This is a genomic window from Microbacterium sp. LWS13-1.2, assembly GCF_040144835.1.
In the GTDB taxonomy this organism is placed as follows: domain Bacteria; phylum Actinomycetota; class Actinomycetes; order Actinomycetales; family Microbacteriaceae; genus Microbacterium.
On record NZ_CP151632.1, the window covers coordinates 1,646,684 to 1,663,096 of the forward strand.

At 71.5% G+C, this 16,413-nt stretch carries 18 protein-coding genes; 3 read left to right on the forward strand and 15 right to left on the reverse strand.

What is annotated here, in order from left to right; all coding sequences use genetic code 11:
* Window positions 1-5: 5 nt before the first annotated feature.
* The 3 genes from MRBLWS13_RS07915 to MRBLWS13_RS07925 all read right to left on the reverse strand — a co-directional run bounded on the left by MRBLWS13_RS07915 (window position 6) and on the right by MRBLWS13_RS07925 (window position 3,827).
* Window positions 6-833 carry a sulfite exporter TauE/SafE family protein gene (locus MRBLWS13_RS07915; protein ID WP_349428478.1) on the reverse strand — a complete coding sequence of 276 codons (828 nt, stop codon included), beginning with the start codon at window positions 831-833 and terminating at the stop codon, window positions 6-8.
* Complete coding sequence (locus tag MRBLWS13_RS07920; RefSeq protein ID WP_349428479.1) at window positions 830-1,651, reverse strand: DUF2510 domain-containing protein; 822 nt, start codon at window positions 1,649-1,651, stop codon at window positions 830-832. The genes MRBLWS13_RS07915 and MRBLWS13_RS07920 overlap by 4 nt, the downstream gene beginning before the upstream one ends.
* A 139-nt stretch (window positions 1,652-1,790) precedes the next feature.
* Window positions 1,791-3,827 carry a heavy metal translocating P-type ATPase gene (locus MRBLWS13_RS07925; RefSeq protein WP_349429018.1) on the reverse strand — a complete coding sequence of 679 codons (2,037 nt, stop codon included), beginning with the start codon at window positions 3,825-3,827 and terminating at the stop codon, window positions 1,791-1,793.
* Between the two features lie 359 nt (window positions 3,828-4,186).
* On the opposite strand from MRBLWS13_RS07925, the gene MRBLWS13_RS07930 reads away from it, so the two are divergent.
* The gene (locus tag MRBLWS13_RS07930) at window positions 4,187-5,569 is read left to right on the forward strand and encodes an alpha/beta fold hydrolase (RefSeq protein WP_349428480.1); all 1,383 of its coding nucleotides are present in this window, start codon (window positions 4,187-4,189) and stop codon (window positions 5,567-5,569) included.
* A 29-nt stretch (window positions 5,570-5,598) separates the two neighbouring features.
* Here the strand turns inward: MRBLWS13_RS07930 and MRBLWS13_RS07935 are convergent, their stop codons facing one another.
* From MRBLWS13_RS07935 to MRBLWS13_RS07970, 8 genes are read right to left on the reverse strand one after another with little or no spacing between them, the layout of a single operon-like run.
* On the reverse strand, window positions 5,599-6,093 hold the full coding sequence (locus tag MRBLWS13_RS07935) for a GNAT family N-acetyltransferase (protein ID WP_349428481.1): 495 nt from the start codon (window positions 6,091-6,093) through the stop codon (window positions 5,599-5,601).
* Window positions 6,094-6,116: 23 nt separating this feature from the next.
* Window positions 6,117-7,757 (reverse strand): CDP-alcohol phosphatidyltransferase, encoded by a 1,641-nt coding sequence (locus tag MRBLWS13_RS07940; RefSeq protein ID WP_349428482.1) that lies wholly within the window; start codon window positions 7,755-7,757, stop codon window positions 6,117-6,119.
* Window positions 7,754-8,497, reverse strand: a complete 744-nt coding sequence (locus MRBLWS13_RS07945) for a dihydrofolate reductase family protein (RefSeq protein WP_349428483.1) — start codon at window positions 8,495-8,497, stop codon at window positions 7,754-7,756. Before MRBLWS13_RS07945 ends, MRBLWS13_RS07940 begins: the two co-directional genes overlap by 4 nt.
* Entirely contained in the window at window positions 8,494-9,429 is a 936-nt protein-coding gene (locus tag MRBLWS13_RS07950) for a lysylphosphatidylglycerol synthase transmembrane domain-containing protein (RefSeq protein WP_349428484.1), read from the reverse strand. The genes MRBLWS13_RS07945 and MRBLWS13_RS07950 overlap by 4 nt, the downstream gene beginning before the upstream one ends.
* A gap of 5 nt (window positions 9,430-9,434) precedes the next feature.
* The gene (locus MRBLWS13_RS07955; protein ID WP_349428485.1) at window positions 9,435-10,265 is read right to left on the reverse strand and encodes an SAM-dependent methyltransferase; all 831 of its coding nucleotides are present in this window, start codon (window positions 10,263-10,265) and stop codon (window positions 9,435-9,437) included.
* A complete protein-coding gene (locus MRBLWS13_RS07960; RefSeq protein ID WP_349428486.1) occupies window positions 10,262-11,275 on the reverse strand; it encodes a glycosyltransferase family 4 protein in 1,014 nt (337 codons plus the stop codon). The genes MRBLWS13_RS07955 and MRBLWS13_RS07960 overlap by 4 nt, the downstream gene beginning before the upstream one ends.
* On the reverse strand, window positions 11,272-11,667 hold the full coding sequence (locus MRBLWS13_RS07965) for a 6-carboxytetrahydropterin synthase (RefSeq protein ID WP_349428487.1): 396 nt from the start codon (window positions 11,665-11,667) through the stop codon (window positions 11,272-11,274). Before MRBLWS13_RS07965 ends, MRBLWS13_RS07960 begins: the two co-directional genes overlap by 4 nt.
* Window positions 11,664-12,698, reverse strand: a complete 1,035-nt coding sequence (locus MRBLWS13_RS07970) for a zinc-binding alcohol dehydrogenase (RefSeq protein ID WP_349428489.1) — start codon at window positions 12,696-12,698, stop codon at window positions 11,664-11,666. Before MRBLWS13_RS07970 ends, MRBLWS13_RS07965 begins: the two co-directional genes overlap by 4 nt.
* Window positions 12,699-12,718: 20 nt before the next feature.
* Here MRBLWS13_RS07970 and MRBLWS13_RS07975 point away from each other — a divergent pair, with 20 nt between their 5' ends.
* On the forward strand, window positions 12,719-13,486 hold the full coding sequence (locus MRBLWS13_RS07975) for a CDP-alcohol phosphatidyltransferase family protein (protein ID WP_349428490.1): 768 nt from the start codon (window positions 12,719-12,721) through the stop codon (window positions 13,484-13,486).
* Between the two features lie 4 nt (window positions 13,487-13,490).
* Window positions 13,491-13,922, forward strand: a complete 432-nt coding sequence (locus MRBLWS13_RS07980) for a hypothetical protein (RefSeq protein ID WP_349428491.1) — start codon at window positions 13,491-13,493, stop codon at window positions 13,920-13,922.
* 78 nt (window positions 13,923-14,000) lie between these two features.
* On the opposite strand, the gene MRBLWS13_RS07985 is transcribed toward MRBLWS13_RS07980, so the two are convergent.
* The 4 genes from MRBLWS13_RS07985 to MRBLWS13_RS08000 form a co-directional block, all read right to left on the reverse strand.
* Entirely contained in the window at window positions 14,001-15,371 is a 1,371-nt protein-coding gene (locus MRBLWS13_RS07985; protein ID WP_349428492.1) for an MFS transporter, read from the reverse strand.
* A 166-nt stretch (window positions 15,372-15,537) separates the two neighbouring features.
* On the reverse strand, window positions 15,538-15,771 hold the full coding sequence (locus MRBLWS13_RS07990) for a hypothetical protein (RefSeq protein ID WP_349428493.1): 234 nt from the start codon (window positions 15,769-15,771) through the stop codon (window positions 15,538-15,540).
* A 75-nt stretch (window positions 15,772-15,846) separates the two neighbouring features.
* Window positions 15,847-16,053, reverse strand: a complete 207-nt coding sequence (locus MRBLWS13_RS07995; protein WP_349428494.1) for a hypothetical protein — start codon at window positions 16,051-16,053, stop codon at window positions 15,847-15,849.
* 108 nt (window positions 16,054-16,161) lie between these two features.
* Window positions 16,162-16,377, reverse strand: a complete 216-nt coding sequence (locus MRBLWS13_RS08000) for a hypothetical protein (protein WP_349428495.1) — start codon at window positions 16,375-16,377, stop codon at window positions 16,162-16,164.
* Between the last annotated feature and the right edge of the window lie 36 nt (window positions 16,378-16,413).

The window sequence follows — 16,413 nt, forward strand, 5'->3', positions numbered from 1 at the left end:
CCATCCTACCGAGCGGGTTCCGCCGGGCCGGCCGGGCGAGGGCGTCCGCGCCACGCACGCAGCGCCATCTGCACCGCGATGACCACGAGGTACGCGGCGAACAGCATGTTGCCGACGAACGGGTCGATGACGGTCGCTGCCCACGCGCCGAGCGCCGTCGTGGTGCACGCTGAGACGCCCACGACCGCGGCCGCGACGAGGTCGACGTTGCGCCGGCGGACGTTGCCGAAGGTGCCCGAGACGGCCGTCGGGATCATCATGAGCAGCGAGGTGCCCTTGGCGACGAGATCGCTCGTGCCGAAAAGCACCATCAGCGCCGGGACGACGATGATGCCGCCGCCCACGCCGATGAGTCCCGACAGGATGCCGGTGACCACGCCCAGCACCACCAGCGCCGCTCCGCTGAACCAGGTGAGGACGAGCTCGGCATCCCGGGAGGGGATCACGACGAACAGGCTCACGATCACCGCCACCAGGAAGCCGACGAACGACCAGCGAAGCACGGTGAGCGAGAGCCGTGGCAGCAGCCACGTGCCGATCTGGGCGCCGACGACGGCACCGCCCGCGAGCAGCAGCGCGGGGATCCACGCGACAGAGCCGTGCACCGCGTACGAGATCACGCCCACGGCCGCCGTCGGCACGATCGCGGCCAGGGACGTGCCGGCTGCGAGGCGCTGATCGAAGCCGAGCAGCAGGACGAGGAAGGGGACGATGACCGTGCCGCCGCCCACGCCGAACAGGCCCGACAACAGTCCTGCGAGCAGGCCGATGCCTACGCAGGCGAGGTAAAACCGGGTGTCGTGAGCGGGTCGGGGCGTCTCTGCCGCGGTCATTCGTCGTAGTACAGGTCGTCGATGAGCCACGTGCCATCGGTCGCGACGAGCGTGTAGTGGTACACCGTCGAGCCGGGTGCCGGGTCGATCGGGTCGCCGTTCTCATCGATGACCGCGGTGTACGTCTCTTGAGTCGTCACCGCGATCTCGTCGGCCTGGGTCTCGACGTCGGTGACCCGCACCTCGTAGTCGTCGAAGCTCGCGTCGAAGCCCTCGGCATCCGCTTCGAAGGTGGGGCAGTCGGTGAATCCGTACTCGGCGCGGAAGTTCTCGGTGGTCACGGCCGTGAACGCGTCGCAATCGCCGTCCTGCCAGGCGTCGTCGTAGAGCTCGACCGCGGAGACCGCTGCACGTTCGTCGTCGGTGTCGCCGGTGCTTCCCGCGGTCGCCGACAGCATGAGCAGGGGTATCAGCACGGCCGCGGCGATCACGATGCCGAGCAGCACCACACCGAGCACGACCCACACGATCCACAGCTTCGAGCGCTTGCGCGGCTCGGTGGCGGCGGCGAAGGCACCGCCCGCGGGAGCGCCGGGGTACGCGCCGTGCGGGTTCCCCGGGTCGCCGGGCGCGTACTGCGGTGCGGGCTGCGCCGCGCCCTCTGGCTGCCCAGGTCCGCCGGGCTGTGCGAGGGGGTCGGCCTGGGCCGGTGCGCCCTCCTGCCCGAACCCGAGCTGGTCGGCGACGATCTCGGCCTCTGTCGGGGCGGGCGACGACTCGGCGTCGGGCTGGGCGACATGCTCCGTCCACTGCTGCCCGTCCCACCAGCGCAGTGCGTCGTGACCGTCGTCGTACCAGCCGGGAGGAGTCGTCGTCATTGTCAAACCCTATCGCCGCGCCGCGAGGGTGCCAGGACGGCGGAAGCCTCGGCCGACGCCGGCCCGTGCGCGTACCGCCCACCGCGTCGTCCCCGCAGCGCGACGGCGCAGCGGGGAGACGGGGCGGGACGGCGGCCGGTCAGCGCTCGAGCACGGCGCGGGCGCTGCGCTCGGGGCTGAGGTCGAGCCGCCGCAGAAGCTGGGCGTTCAGGGCCACGACGACGGTCGACAGCGACATCAGGATGGCACCGACCGACATCGGCAGCACGAACCCGATGGGGGCGAGCACACCCGCCGCGAGCGGCACCGACATGAGGTTGTACCCGGCGGCCCACCACAGGTTCTGCGTCATCTTGCGGTAGCTCGCGCGGGACAGCTCGATGACCGACACCACCGAACGCGGGTCGCTCGACGCGAGGATGACCCCTGCCGATGCGATCGCGACGTCGGTGCCGGCGCCGATCGCGATGCCGACGTCGGCTCGCGCCAGCGCAGGGGCGTCGTTCACGCCGTCGCCCACCATCGCGACCTTGAGCCCCTCGTCCTGCAGCTCCGCGACCTTCCGCTCCTTGTCTTCGGGGCGGACACCGGCGAACACACGACGGATGCCGAGGGCTTCGGCGACCGAGCGGGCGACGGGCTCGGCATCCCCGGTGATCATGACGACCTCGACGCCGAGCTTCTGCAGGGCATCGACGGCCTCACGCGACTCTGGCCGGATCTCGTCGGCGAGCGCGAGCCCGCCGACCACCTCGCCGTCGCGCACCACATGGAGGACGATCGAGCCCTGCTCGCGCCACTGGGCAGCGGCCGCGACAGCGCTCGCGCCGACTTCTTCGAGCAGGCGCGGACCGCCTACGCGCACACGGCGGCCGTCGACGGTCGCGGTCACGCCCACCGCCGGCGACGACTGGAACCCCGTGGCTGCGGCGAGCGCCAGCCCACGCGCCTGCGCGGCTCGGACGATCGCCTTCGCCAGCGGGTGCTCGCTGTCGGCCTCGGCCGACGCGGCCAGTGCCAGCACGGCGTCGGCGTCGATGTTCGCGACGGTCGCGACATCCACGACGGTCGGCTCGCCCTTGGTGAGGGTGCCGGTCTTGTCGAAGAGGACCGCGCCGATGGTGCGCATGCACTCGAGCGCGAGCCGGTCCTTCACGAGCACGCCGCCCCGGGCCGCGCGCTCGGTCGCGATCGAGACCACCAGCGGAATCGCGAGCCCCAGCGCGTGCGGGCAGGCGATCACGAGAACCGTGATGGTGCGTACGACCGCTTCATCCGGCATCCCCAGCGCGCTCCACACGACGGCGGTGAGGGCGGCCGCGCCGAGGGCGAACCAGAACAGCCAGCCGGCTGCGCGATCGGCGAGGCGCTGCGCCCGCGAAGTCGAGTTCTGCGCTTCGGCGACGAGCCGCTGGATGCCGGCGAGCGTGGTGTCGTCGCCCGTCGCCGTGACCTCGACCCGGAGTCCGGAGTCGGTGGCGACGGTGCCGGCGGTGACCTGGTCGCCCGTGGCGCGCGCGACGGCCCGGGACTCGCCGGTGACCATGGACTCGTCCATGTCGGCACGGCCGTCGACGATGCGTCCGTCGGCCGGCACGCTGCCGCCGGGGCGCACGACGACGACATCGCCGACGCGCAGCTCGGCAGGGGCCACCGTCACGATGCGGTCGCCCTCGACGCGCTCGGCCTCGTCGGGCAGGAGCGCTGCGAGAGAGTCGAGCGCCGACGTCGTCTGCGCAAGCGAGCGCATCTCGATCCAATGGCCCAGCAGCATGATCACGATGAGGAGAGCGAGCTCCCACCAGAACTCGAGCTCGTGGTGGAGCAGGCCCAGGCTCGCGCCCCACGAGGCGAAGAAGGCGACCGTGATGGCGAGGCCGATGAGCAGCATCATGCCGGGACGGCGGGCACGCAGCTCTGAGACGGCGCCGGTGAGGAACGGCCAGCCGCCCCAGAAGTACATGACGGTCCCGAGCACGGGCGAGATCCAGCGCACGAGAGGCGCGTCGGGCAGCGCGTAGCCGAGCACCATCGCGAACATGCCCGAGAACGCGACCACCGGGACGGCGAGCGCGAGGTTGATCCAGAACAGCCGGCGGAAGCGCGCGACGTGATCCGCACCGTGGCCCGCGTGGCCGCCGTGCGCGCCGTGCGCGCCGTGCGCGCCGTGGCCCATCGCGGCGTGGTCGTGGTCGGCGTGACCCATCGCGGCGTGATCGTCGGCGTCATGGCCGGCATGCCCCATCGCCGCGTGGTCGTGGTCGGCGTGCGAGGAGTGATCCATCTCGGCGTGGTCGTGCCCGGAGTGGCGCGCATCATCGTGCGCCGCGTGCGGCTGGTCAGCGTGCGCGACGCCGCCCAGGTCGCTGTCGCGAATCGGATCGGTCACGGCATTCTCCTTATCGGTACGAGTTCCTTCATACCCCCTAGGGGTATGAGAGTCAATCGCCTGCGACCGCGACGTATTCCCCCGTCGCGGATGTCGGAGGATCGGGCCACACTGGCCCCACCGGTCATCACGCGAAGGAGCGCAAAGTGGACATCATCCTGGTCGCGGGTCTGTGGATGGGCGGATGGGCGTGGTACGAAGTCGCGCCCGCCCTCGAGCGCGCCGGTCACCGGCCGGTCGCTCTCACTCTGCCGGGCATGGAATCGGCGGACGCCGATCGCTCGGCGATCACCTTGGACGGCCACGTCGCGGCCGTCGTGGCCGCGATCGACGCGGCGCCGGGCGAGAAGGTGGTGCTGGTGGGTCACTCGGCCGGCGCCGGCATCGTCTACGCGGCCGCGGATGCACGCCCGGGCCGCGTCGCACGCCTGATCCTCATCGGCGGATTCCCGACGCCCGACGGCGCCCCGCTCCTCTCCGGCTACGAACCGGTGGGTGCCGATCTCCCCCTTCCCGACTGGAGCGACTTCGACGAGGCCGACCTCCGCGACCTCGGCGAGGGCGGCATGACGGCGTTCCGCGCCTACGCAGTTCCCTCGCCGGCGGGCGTGGTCACCGGCATCCAGCATCTCCACGACGACCGCCGGCGCAGCATCCCCGTCACGGCGGTCGCCACCGAGTACTCCGTCGCCGACCTGCGCTCCTGGATCGGCGAGGGTGCGGCGTCCGTGCAGGAGTTCACGACGCTCGAGGACGTCACCTTCATCGACCTGCCGACGGGCCACTGGCCCCAGCTCACGCGCCCGCAGCAGCTCTCACGCATCATCCTCGCGCAGCCGCCGCTCGGCGACGGCACCATCGAGCCCGAGCTCGAGACGATCAGCCCGCGCGCCTTCCACTCCTCGGAAGGGGTCGAGGACTGGCGCGTCCTGTACTGGGGTGCGCACGCGTTCTTCCGGGCCGACTCGCTCGCTCAGGGCGCCCGTCTGGTCGCCGCGATCGTCCCGATCGCCGAGGCCCTCGATCATTACCCCGACGTCGACCTGCGTCCCGAAGGGGTGTTCGTCAAGACGTTCAGTCGCCGTGACGGCGCGTTGAGCAGCGCAGATGCCGAGCTCGCGGCCGCGGTCTCGCGCGCCGCCCGCGAACTCGGTCTCGAGCCCGACCCGTCCGCGCTCACCGTCGTCGGCATCGCCGTCGCACAGGGCCCCGATGCCCACGTGCGGCCGTTCTGGAGCGCCGCGCTCGGCTACGATCCGCTCGGCGCCGAGGATGCCGTCGACCCGCTGCGCCGGAATCCGCATGTGTGGTTCCATCCCCTCGAGCCGGCGAAGTCCGGCCGGGGCCGCACGCACATCGACATCTCGGTGCCGCGCGACCAGGTGAATGCCCGCGTCGCCGCGGCCCTCGCCGCCGGAGGCCGCCTGGCCGACGACTCCCACGCTCCCGAGTGGTGGACGCTGACCTCTCCCGACAACCACGGCGTCGACATCGCCGCATGGACCGACGACTCCGACTTCGCCGGCTGAGGAGCACTCGCCTGTCCGCAGCGCCTCGGTCAGCGCACCATGCGCGCGTCGACGAGAGTGGGAACGCCGGGATAGGCCTCCTCGACGCCGTCGAACGCGAAGCCGTTGCGGCGGTAGAACGCGATCGCCCTGGGGTTCGCCTTCGCCACCCACAGCACCGCCGGCTCGTCGCCGACGACCTCGTCGAGCAGCGCCTGCCCGACTCCCCCGCCGTGCTCCGCCGCGAGCACGTAGAGCATGTAGAGCTGGCGTTCGCGCGGCGCATCCTGCCCCTCGGTCGCCGTGCTCGGGCCGGATGTCGCCAGGCCGATGATCTGCCCGTCCCGCTCGGCGACGCGGATGCGCCATTCCTCGCGCGGATTCTCGAGAAGCCGACGCCACAACCGGTGACGACCCTGCACGTAGTCCTCGTCGAAGAACTCCTCGGGCAGGAGGTGCGTGTAGGTCTCGCGCCACGTCTCCACGTGGAGATCGGCGATCTCCGCTGCCTCGCTCAGCTCAGGAACGCGCACGATGAACGTCATCCCGCCATCCTTCCAGCCTCGGCTCAGGGCGGAGTCCCGAACGCGGTGAAGAACCGGTCGCGGAACTCATCCATCCGCCAGATCGGCGACCCCGCACCGGGTCGCAGACCCGGCTCCCAGCCCCACCCGGCGACAGCCGCCAAGACGCCCGGATCCTTCGCGATGATGGTGATCGGCACGTCGCGGTCGGCATCCTCTCCGCTCACGATCGCAGCGGGCTGGTGGTCGCCGAGTGCGACCACGACGAGATCCGGGTCGTCGACGTTCTCGAGGAAAGAGAACATCGCGCCGAGCGCGTACTCGATCGACAGTCCGTAGAAGCGCTGGACGGTCTGCCGGTCCTCCCAGACGGCGCCGGCGGGGCGGCTGCGCTCGGGCTGCCCGTCGTAGACCGATCCGTCGCCGATCTCTGACCACGGCAGGAGCTCGGGAAGGGGCGCCCACGGGGTGTGCGACGACACGAGGTCGATCTCGGCCATCACCGGCCGCTGCTGATCCACGAGCTGGTGATCAGCGAAGTGCTTCCACGTGTACTGGTCGGGAATCCGCGCATAGCCGAAGGACGGCCCGCGGTAGCCGACATTCGTGGCGTCCAGCAGTGTGCCGAAGCGGTAGAACTCCCACCCGACCGGCCAGTCCTGGGTGTTGGACGGCACTTCGCTGACCGTCCGCCAGCCGGCCGCGGCGAACGCCGCGCTCAGCGTCAGCCGGTCGCTGCGCACCACTTCGCTGTAGACCGTCTGCGAGTCGATCCACACACCGGTCTGCAGCGTCGCATGCGCGAGCCAGCTCGCTCCGCCGTAGGTGGGCGAGGTGAGCCACGCGCTCTCGGCGGAGTACCCCTCCGCCGTCAGGACCTCCTCGCCGCGGCGGAGCACCCCACCGACGCCGTCCGAGATCTCATCGTCCTCCAGCGCGACCCGGCCGTAGCTCTCGATGAAGGCGAAGACGACGTTCTTGCCGCGCAGCGCGGTGAGGAGTCCGTCCTCGTCCACGTCGGCGAAGGGATCGCCGGCGATCGCCCGGGCGACGGTCGCTCTCGTCTCGAGCGCGGCGACGGTGCGCGAGACGGCTGAGCCGATGGCGCCGCCGGATGCCGCCGCCGCGGGCGGATCGGCGAGTCCCAGCGGCGATGCCATCGCGGCGATGGCGACCCAGACGGCGGTCACCGCCGCGATGGCCGCGCGCCCGCGTTCGGCGTGACGGCGGAGCACAGCGTCCACGCGCAGCGCGGCCCACGCCAGCGCCGCTGTCGCGGCGGCGATCACGGCCGCTGCCGCGGCGACGAGCGCGGCTGCCGGAACGCCGCCGATCGCCGCTGCGACGACGCCGTAGGCGTCGCCGAGCTGCGGCCAGTCCAGCGGCACGAAGTGCGTGCCGAGCGCCGCCTCATAGCCGAGGTCGATGCCTGCGAGCACCATCGCCAGGCAGACGAACAGCCCGAACGCCGTCGCGAGCGCGACGCGCGGTATGCGCCACGGCGTCACCGCCAGGACGAGCAGGATCACGATCGACTCGACCGGGATCCGCACGAGAGCCAGCGCCGACCCCGTCGCGAGGACGCCGGGCACGAGCGGCAGGACGACGAGCAGGGCGACGGATGCGACGATCCCGACGCGACCCCGCCATGCCCGGGGCCGTGGGCCGCCCGGCGAGGTGCTCACGGAATCTCTGCGGCGACCCGTCCGGCTTCGGTGCCCTGGCCCTCCAGCATGCCGAACCGATCGGAGAGGGCGTAGCGAAGCAGGACGACGTCGCCGATCTGGCACGTGTCTGCGAGCCGGGCGCGGCGCGAGGCGGTCCACGGAAAGGCCGCGGGCCCCACGACGCGCGGCGCGCGCGCCTCGCCGACGAAGAAGGGGGCGATGACGAGATGGAGCTCGTCGACGAGGTCCGCGCCGAGGAACTGGGTCAGCACGGTGCCGCCGCCCTCCACCATGAGGCTGCGCACTCCCCTGTGGGCGGCGAGATCATCGAGCAGCGCTGCCATCACGACGCAGTCGTCGCCGATCCCGACGACGGTCGCACGATCCCCCAGCCGGCGCCGCAGCTGCGCTTCCCGGTCCTGCGGGCAGTAGACGATGCGCGGCCCCTCCCCCGTCGTGAAGAACGCGGCGTCCGGAGCGAGGTCGCCACTCGCCGTCACGGTGACCTTCGCCGGGGACTCCCGCCGGCCCGAGGCCAGGCGTCGCGCGCGTCGGGCGGCATCCCGCACCAGCAGACGGGGGTTGTCTCGGCGCACCGTCGACGCGCCCACCATGATCGCGTCATGGAGGGCACGCACGTCGTCGACACGGTCCAGGTCGGCCGCGTTCGACATCGCCAGCCGGTGAGGCTCGGCGCTGTCGAGGTAGCCGTCGATCGACATCGCGCAACTGAGGGTCACGTAGGGTCGCTCGCTCATACGGATCTCCTCCTCCCGATGATGCCCCTCTGCCGCGGGGAACGGAAGCGGTCCGCCAGCAGTGCTATGGCTCCGGGGGCGACGGCGACGACGTTCAGCACGCCGAACGCGGTCGAGACGGCGACGCCTGCGGCGGCACCCAGCCCCGCAAGGGCGAAGGCGGCGGCAGCGACCGCCTCGCGCGGCCCCCAGCCCCCGATGCTGAGCGGGATCGCGGCCCCGCCGAGCACGATCAGCGCCACGAGGGCGAGTTCGGCGGCTCCGGCGTGCACCCCCGCCGCCAGACCCGCGACGACGAAGGTGGCCGCGTGCGCAGCGACGACGACGACCGACGCACCGGTGATCGCGAGCAGCGTCAGCGGCCGGGACACCACGGGCCGCAGCAGGCGGTACTCGCGGTCGAGCAGCGAGCGCCCCCGCCGACTGAAGGCCACGGCGGCGACGGCGGCGAGCGCGACCACGACGACGCCTCCGCTGAGCCACGCCAGCGGAGCCAGCGGCGAGGTCAGCCCCAGCGGGAGCAGGATCGCGAGGGTCAGCACGATCTGCACGAGCTGACCGGCGATGCGTTCGGCCGCCACCGCGCGCGCGGCGAGATCCAGCCGGTCGTGGTCGCTGCCGTGCAGATACGCGCGCTGCACGTCGCCCACGATCCCACCGGGAAGCACGGTGTTGAGGAACTGCGAGCGGTAGTAGGCGGTGAACGCGTCCCCCCACGCCAGCGGCAGGCCGAACCCCGTCGAGACCAGCCGCCACCTCCAGGCCGCAGCGGCTGTCGCGACCGCCGCGAGCGCGACGGCGGCAAGGATCGTCCACGGCGAGATGGAGGCGAGTCCTTCCACGAATGGCGCGGCGCCGACCACGGCAGCCGTCGCGACCACGACCGCGAGCGCCGCCACGATCCGCACCGCCATCCGCAGCCGAGGGGGCATGCTTCTCAGCCGGGCCACGCCAGCAGGTCCTCGTGCGACACGGTGACCCGCAGCCGGCCGGCTGCGGCCTGCGCCTGACGACGCCGGCGGTACGCCGCCGCGTCCTCGGCGAGCTCCGGCCGCCATTCCACGGCGGCAGCGACCCACCCGTCCAGCCACTCCGCGACGAGGGGACCGTCCCGCCGCTTCAGGCGCCACGGCGTCGCCGCTCGGCGCACGTTCCAGCCCGCGTCGGCGAAGAGACCCGCTGTCACGGCGACCGCGTCGGGCCCCAGCATCCGCCGCCCGTCGACGTCGCGTCGCTGGTGGTCGTCGAACGCGGCGCCGAGGGCACGCTCGACCGCATCGTGCGCCTCGGACGGCCGCAGCCTCACCGCCCCGGTGACGGTGAGGCTGAAGAGCGCGGGAGCGCCCGCGGCGACACAGGCTGCGACGACGTGGGCGGCCTCGGCCCGCGTGATCACATCGAGGAGAGCGGATGCCGTCACCGCCGCGGCCCCCCGGAAGGTCTCGCTCGGGAGTTCGGCGAGGTCCTCGACGACGACGTGCGCGTCGACGGGCCGGCCGGCGGCGTCGGCGACCGCGCTGAGGTCGAGGTGCTCCACGATCTCAGCGTCCCCGTCGCGGAGCACCCACTGCTGCGGCCCCGGAAGCCGCGGCGCGAGCCAGCGGGTCATCGACCCGGTTCCCGCGCCGAGGTCGTGCAGCACCACAGGCGCGGACACTGCGGCCAGCATGCGGGCGAGCTCGTGTGCGAGCTCCGGAGAGCGAGCAGCATCGTCGGCCGGCGCCCGCAGCGCGAGCCAGCCGGCTGTCGCCGTCGAGATCGAGGTCATGCCGCCTCCAGTGCGCGGGCGACGTCTGCCACGGTGTCGGACCACGTCGGCAGTGAGGTGCGGGCCACGACCGCCTCGCGCCGGAGTCGTGCCCGCAGCGGCGGGTCCGACATCCACTTCTCCAAGGCATCGGCCAGCGCGGCCGGGTCGTCGGGGCGGACGAGGAGACCGCCCCCGCCGGCGAGCGCGTCGGGTATGCCGCCGGCCTCCGAGCCGACGACCGGGATCCCCCTGGCTCGCGCATCGGCGATCGCCATGCCCCAGCTCTCGACCCGCGACGGCGCGATGAGCAGTGCGCTCCGGTCGTATGCCGCGGCGAGGCCGTCCTCGTCGAGGACGCCGGTGAGCTGCACCCGGCCGTCGAACGCCGCCGCATGCTCGGCGATGGCTGCGGCGAACCGCGGGAACGGCTCGGACGACCCGACGATGGCGCAGGTCCAGTCCGGCGTTCGCAGCCGTGCGAGCGCGTCGAGCAGCGTGTCCTGCCCCTTGTGCGGCGCCAGCACCCCCACGCAGAGCAGGGCCTTGTCGGATGCCGGCGCGCCGGCATCCACATGCTGCACGCCCGGGACGGCGACGGTGATCCGCGACGGATCGGTCAGTCCGCGCCGCACCAGCTCACCGGCGGTCCAGCGGCTCGTCACGATCACCGCGCGGGCGACCCCCAGCGCGCGGCGCTCGGCATCCACCGCAGCAGCCGTCGCGTCGGGGAACGCGGCCACCACCATGTGGGCCAGCATCACCAGGCGCAGGCGCGACGCCTCCTCTTCGAGAGCCGCCGGCACCCAGCCGGCCACGAGTCCGTCCACGAGCACCAGCGTGTCGTCGTCTGCACCGCGGAGAGCGGATGCCGCTTCCCCGGCATCCGCAACCTCGAGAGCCTCGACGGTCCAGCCGCGCGCGGCCAGCCCGTCGCGGATGTGCCGGTCGTAGACGTTGCCGCCGCTCACGCGACGCGGATCGTCGACCCCTTCGGGGGCGAGGAAACGGACCGAGGGTCCGCTCGTCACAACGCCACCTCGTACGACGCCCAGGCCACGTGCGATTCGTGGAGGGTGACCGCGATGCCCGTCAGGCGCGCTGCGCCGACGGCCCCGTCGCGCACGCGCGCCGCCAGCCGGTCGCCCACGATCTGGCACAGCCGCTCCGTCGTGGTGTTGACGCCGTCGAAGTCCGGCTCGTCATCGAGGTTGCGGTACGTCAGCGCGCCGACGATCTCGCGCATCAGGTCGCCCGCGCGGCCGATGTCGACCACCACCCCGTCGGCGTCCAGCTCGTCGGCGCGGAACGTGGCGTCGACGAGGTACGTCGCGCCGTGCAGCTGCTGCGCGGGTCCGAAGACGTCGCCGCGCAGGCTGTGGGCGATCATCAGGTGGTCGCGGACGGTGACGCTGAACGTCATGCGGTGCTCCAATCGATCGTGTGGCAGAGTTCGCCGGCCGTGCCCGCGGCGAGTGCGGCCGTGATCTCGGGCAGCTGCCGCCAGGACGATGTGCCGCCCAGCAGCAGGTCGAACGCCGGATCCTCCAGCAGCCGAAGGGCGACCTCCAGGCGATCGCGGGTCGTGCGCGTCGACCGCCGGCGGGATGACACCGCGCCGACCTGACTGGAGCGGATCGTGAGCCGCCGCGAGTGGAAGTCGGCGCCGAGCGTGATCGGCACCGGCCGGCTGCCGTACCAGCTCGCGACGATCACCTCTCCGTCGGTGGGCGCCAGCCGCAGGGCGAGCTCGAGTCCCGCTCCGCTGCCGCTCGCCTCGATCACGACATCCGCCTCGGGCAGCGGGTCGGCCGGGGCGAGGGCGAACTCGGCACCGAGTGCTCGAGCGAGCGGCGCCTTCGCCGCGTCGACATCGACGAGGGTCACCTCGACGCCCGGGATGCCGCACGCCACGCGCGCGATGGCGCATCCGATCATGCCTGCGCCGACGACGACGACGCGGTCGCCGATCAGCGGAGCGGCATCCCACAGCACGTTGACCGCCGTCTCGACCGCCCCCGCCAGCACGGCGCGACGGGGCGGAACGCCCTCGGGCACCGAGACGAGCGCCTCGGCGGGGACGACGTAGCGCGACTGGTGCGGGACCAGGGCGAACACGGTGCGCCCCACGAGCTGTGCCGGACCGTCGTCCACCATGCCGACGTTGAGGTATCCGTACTTCACCGGGAACGGGAAGTCTCCGCCTTGGAGCGGAGCCCGCATGCGCTCCCGCTCGGACTCCGGCACCTCACCGCGCGCGACGAGCCCCTCCGTCCCGCGGCTCACGCCGGTCCAGAGCGTCCGGACCGATGCCTCGCTGTCGGACGGGCCGGGGAGCGGCTCCGACCGGAACTCGCCCTGCCCGGGGCCGATCGTCCACCATGCGTGCGCGGCATCCTCAGGATCGGGATGAACCGCGGCAGGTACCTGCGTCGTGTCCCCCGTGACCGCCATAGGGAGTACACGGAGCGCACATGGAAAAGGTTCAGTGGGTCCCTTGGTGGTGGGTGGCGGCCGGGGCGGGCGGACTGGTCGCGATCGGAGCCGCCGTCCCGCTGTCGCCGACGGCGGTGGCGGTCGGACTCGCCTACCTGATGGTGTCCACCGTGCTGCTGACCGTCGGGCTCCGCCGTCGGGGCGCGCTTCGGTTCGGACCCGCGAACGCGGTGACCGCGACCCGCTCGATGCTCGTCGGCCTCGTCACCGCACTGACCGTCGCGGCGCTCGAGGGCGCGGCGGTCGAGGGCGCGGCATCCACCGTGCTGTTCGTCACACTCGTCGCCTGCGCTCTCGCGCTCGACGGTGTCGACGGGTACGTCGCCCGTCGGACGGCAAGCGAGAGCGCACTCGGCGCCCGATTCGACATGGAGGTCGACGCGTTCCTGCTGCTCGTACTGTGCGTGTACGACGTGAGGTTCGTCGGCTGGTGGGTGCTGTCGATCGGCCTGCTGCGGTACGCGTTCGTGGTCGCCGGTGCGGGGCTGCCGTGGATGCGCCGCACGTTGCCGCCGCGATACTGGCGCAAGGTCGTCACCGCCGTCTGCGGCATCGCCCTGACCATCGTCGCGGCGCAGGTGCTGCCGCCGGAGGCGAATCTGGCCGTCGCGGCCGCGGCGCTGCTGCTGATGCTCGAGTCGTTCGGCCGCGACGTCACGTGGCTCGTCCGGTTGAACCTCAGCGGTCGCGCGCTCGTTTCCCTCGAGAGGGCCTCGACGACCTCACCTCCACCGGAGAGCAGGTAGCACCATGACGACCGCAGCCACCGATACCGCCGGGCGCGTGCTCTGGACGATGCGCATCCTCAGCGCGATCGCCCTCCTCGCCGCAGGCGCCATCCACCTGTTCCTGGTCTTCAACGGCACCGGCGGCATCCTGGGGGTGATGTTCGTCCTCAATGCCATCGCCGCACTGGTGCTCGCAGTCGGGATGCTGGTGCTTCACGGCCGGCTGCTGCAGCTGGCGACGGTGCTGAGCCTGCTGTTCCTCATCGCCACGCTGCTCGCCCTGATCCTCGCGCTGACGGTGGGGCTGTTCGGCATCACCTCGTCCTGGGACATGATGCTCGTCCCCGAGACCGTCATCGTCGAGTCCATCGGCATCGTGATCCTGGCCATCACGACGGTGCTGGTGTTCCGCAGCACGCCGGCGACGGTCCCGACGAGACGCAAGGGCGTCTAATCTCGGCGGCTCGATCAGCCGAGGACGGTGAACGCCCCGCCACGAGGTGGCGGGGCGTTCCTTCGTCTCTCGCACCGGTCAGGCGTCGGCGGTCACCTTCTCGGCGGCCAGCTTCTCCTCGTCGAGGCGGTCGAGCTCGTGCAGGGACGAGCCCTTCGTCTCGCGCAGCGACACCGCCGCGACGAGCGTGATCGCCGCCGCGATCGCCAGGTAGACGGCGACCGGCACGTACGAGCCGGTGCTCGACAGGAGAGCGGTCGCGATGATCGGTGCGAGCGAGCCGGCGACGATCGACGTCACCTGGTACCCGAGCGAGACGCCCGAGTACCGCATCCGCGTCGGGAACATCTCCGACATGATCGCGGGCTGCGGCGCGTACATGAACGCGTGGATGAACAGGCCGAGGCTGATCGCCGCGACGATGATCACCGGGTTGCGGGTGTCGAACATCGGGAAGGCCACGAAGCCCCAGGCCGCCGCGCCGATCGTGCCGATGATGTACACCGGCTTGCGGCCGAGCCGGTCGGTCAGACCGCCGATGAGCGGGATGACGATCATGTGAACGATATGGGCGATGACGAGCAGCCCGAGGATCTCGGAGGTGTCGACCTCGAGCGCCACGGCCAGGTAGGTGATCGAGAACGTCACGACCAGGTAGTACATGATGTTCTCGGCGAAGCGCAGGCCCATGGCGGTCAGCACTCCCCGCGGGTAGCGCTTGATCACCTCGACCACGCCGAAGCGCACCGCCTTCGACTGCTCGACCTCCTTCTGCACCTCGAGGAAGATCGGCGCGTCGGTGACACGGGTGCGGACGTAGTAGCCGATGGCGACGATCACGACGGAGAGCCAGAAGCCGATCCGCCAGCCCCAGGAGAGGAACTGCTCCTCGGTGAGGGTACGGCTGAGGACCAGCAGGACGAGTGTCGCGACCAGGTTGCCGATCGGGACCGCAGCCTGCGGCCATGACGCCCAGAAGCCGCGCGTCTTGTCGGGCGAGTGCTCGGCGACGAGGAGGATCGCACCGCCCCACTCACCGCCGACCGCGAAGCCCTGCGCGAAGCGGAGCGCGACCAGGAGGGCCGGCGCCCAGTAGCCGATCATGTCGAATGTGGGCAGGCACCCCATCAGGAACGTGGCGACGCCGACCAGGATGATGGCGAGCTGGAGGAGCTTCTTGCGGCCGTACTTGTCGCCGAAATGGCCGAACACGATGCCGCCGAGCGGGCGGGCGATGAAGCCGACCGCGTACGTCACGAACGCCGCGATGATCGGCGCATACGGGTCGTCCGACGGCGGGAACATGATCTTGTTGAACACGAGCGTCGCCGCGGTGGCGTAGAGGAAGAACTCGTACCACTCGACGACGGTGCCGGCCATCGATGCCGTGACGACCCGCCGCAGACTCGATTGCCTCATCGGCGCGGGGGACTCCTGGGTGGATGCCATGCGCTGGTACCTCCTTGTAGAGCGCGGAAGCGGCTCGGGGAAGCCGCTCTGCGGGACGATACCTGACACACGATTCATGTTTCAAGGGGCGCTACGGCCATCACAGTGAGAAGTTCTGCGGAACTTCTCATCCACGGATCCGCGGAGCGGTTCGACGCTCCCCGGATCACTCCCAGGACGCGACGAGCATCCAGTGCCCGTCCACCTCTTCGACATCCATGACGCGCGTCCGGTGATCCACATCACTGCGGGCGGTGAACCGCCAGCTCTGGAACAGCCGCCCGCCGTCGCATCGCGTCGGCGTGTCGATGATGCGCCACCGCTCCCCCTCGACCACCAGGCGCACCGGCCGCTCGCGCTCGCACCAGACTTGAACATCCTCTCGGGAAGCCATACGCATGTCGCTCTCCTTCGTCGAATCTATGTTCGATTCTAGGACGCACGAAAGCAGCGCACAAGCGCGGATGCCGCGAAGTCAGGCGGACGCGGAGTCGGCGTCGGCCCCTGCCTCGACCGCAGCGAGATGGATCGCGGCCACGCCCTCACGGAGCGCACCGACAGGCGCTTCCACCGTCTCGTACTGGGAGGTGAATCCGTTCTCGTCGACCACCGTGATGGCCACCAGCACGTGACCTCGACGCGGCAGTCGCGACGAGGTGCGGGCAAGTCTCTTCGTCTTCATGTCCCCTCCGCGTCTCACCGTAACGGGAGCCGCCGACACCGGGGCGATACACGCCCGGGTGCCGGCGACTCACGTCGACGATGCGACCGGCGGGACCGGCACGGGTGGTCAGACCGCCTTGCTCGCAGCCGCGGCCGCCACCTGACGGTGCAGCTCGTCGTGATCCTCGGTGGTCAGCGCCTCGTCGCCGCCGAAGATGTACGGCGCCCCTGCCCCCGTATCGATGAGCGCCTTGAGGCTCCCGTCGACGAACATGCCCCACGCGTTAGTGCACACGTCATAGCACTCGTCCTCGGCGGTGAGACCATCGTGGGTGAAGGTCACCTGCGTGCGCGAGCGCGTGACGCCGAGGCTGGCGCC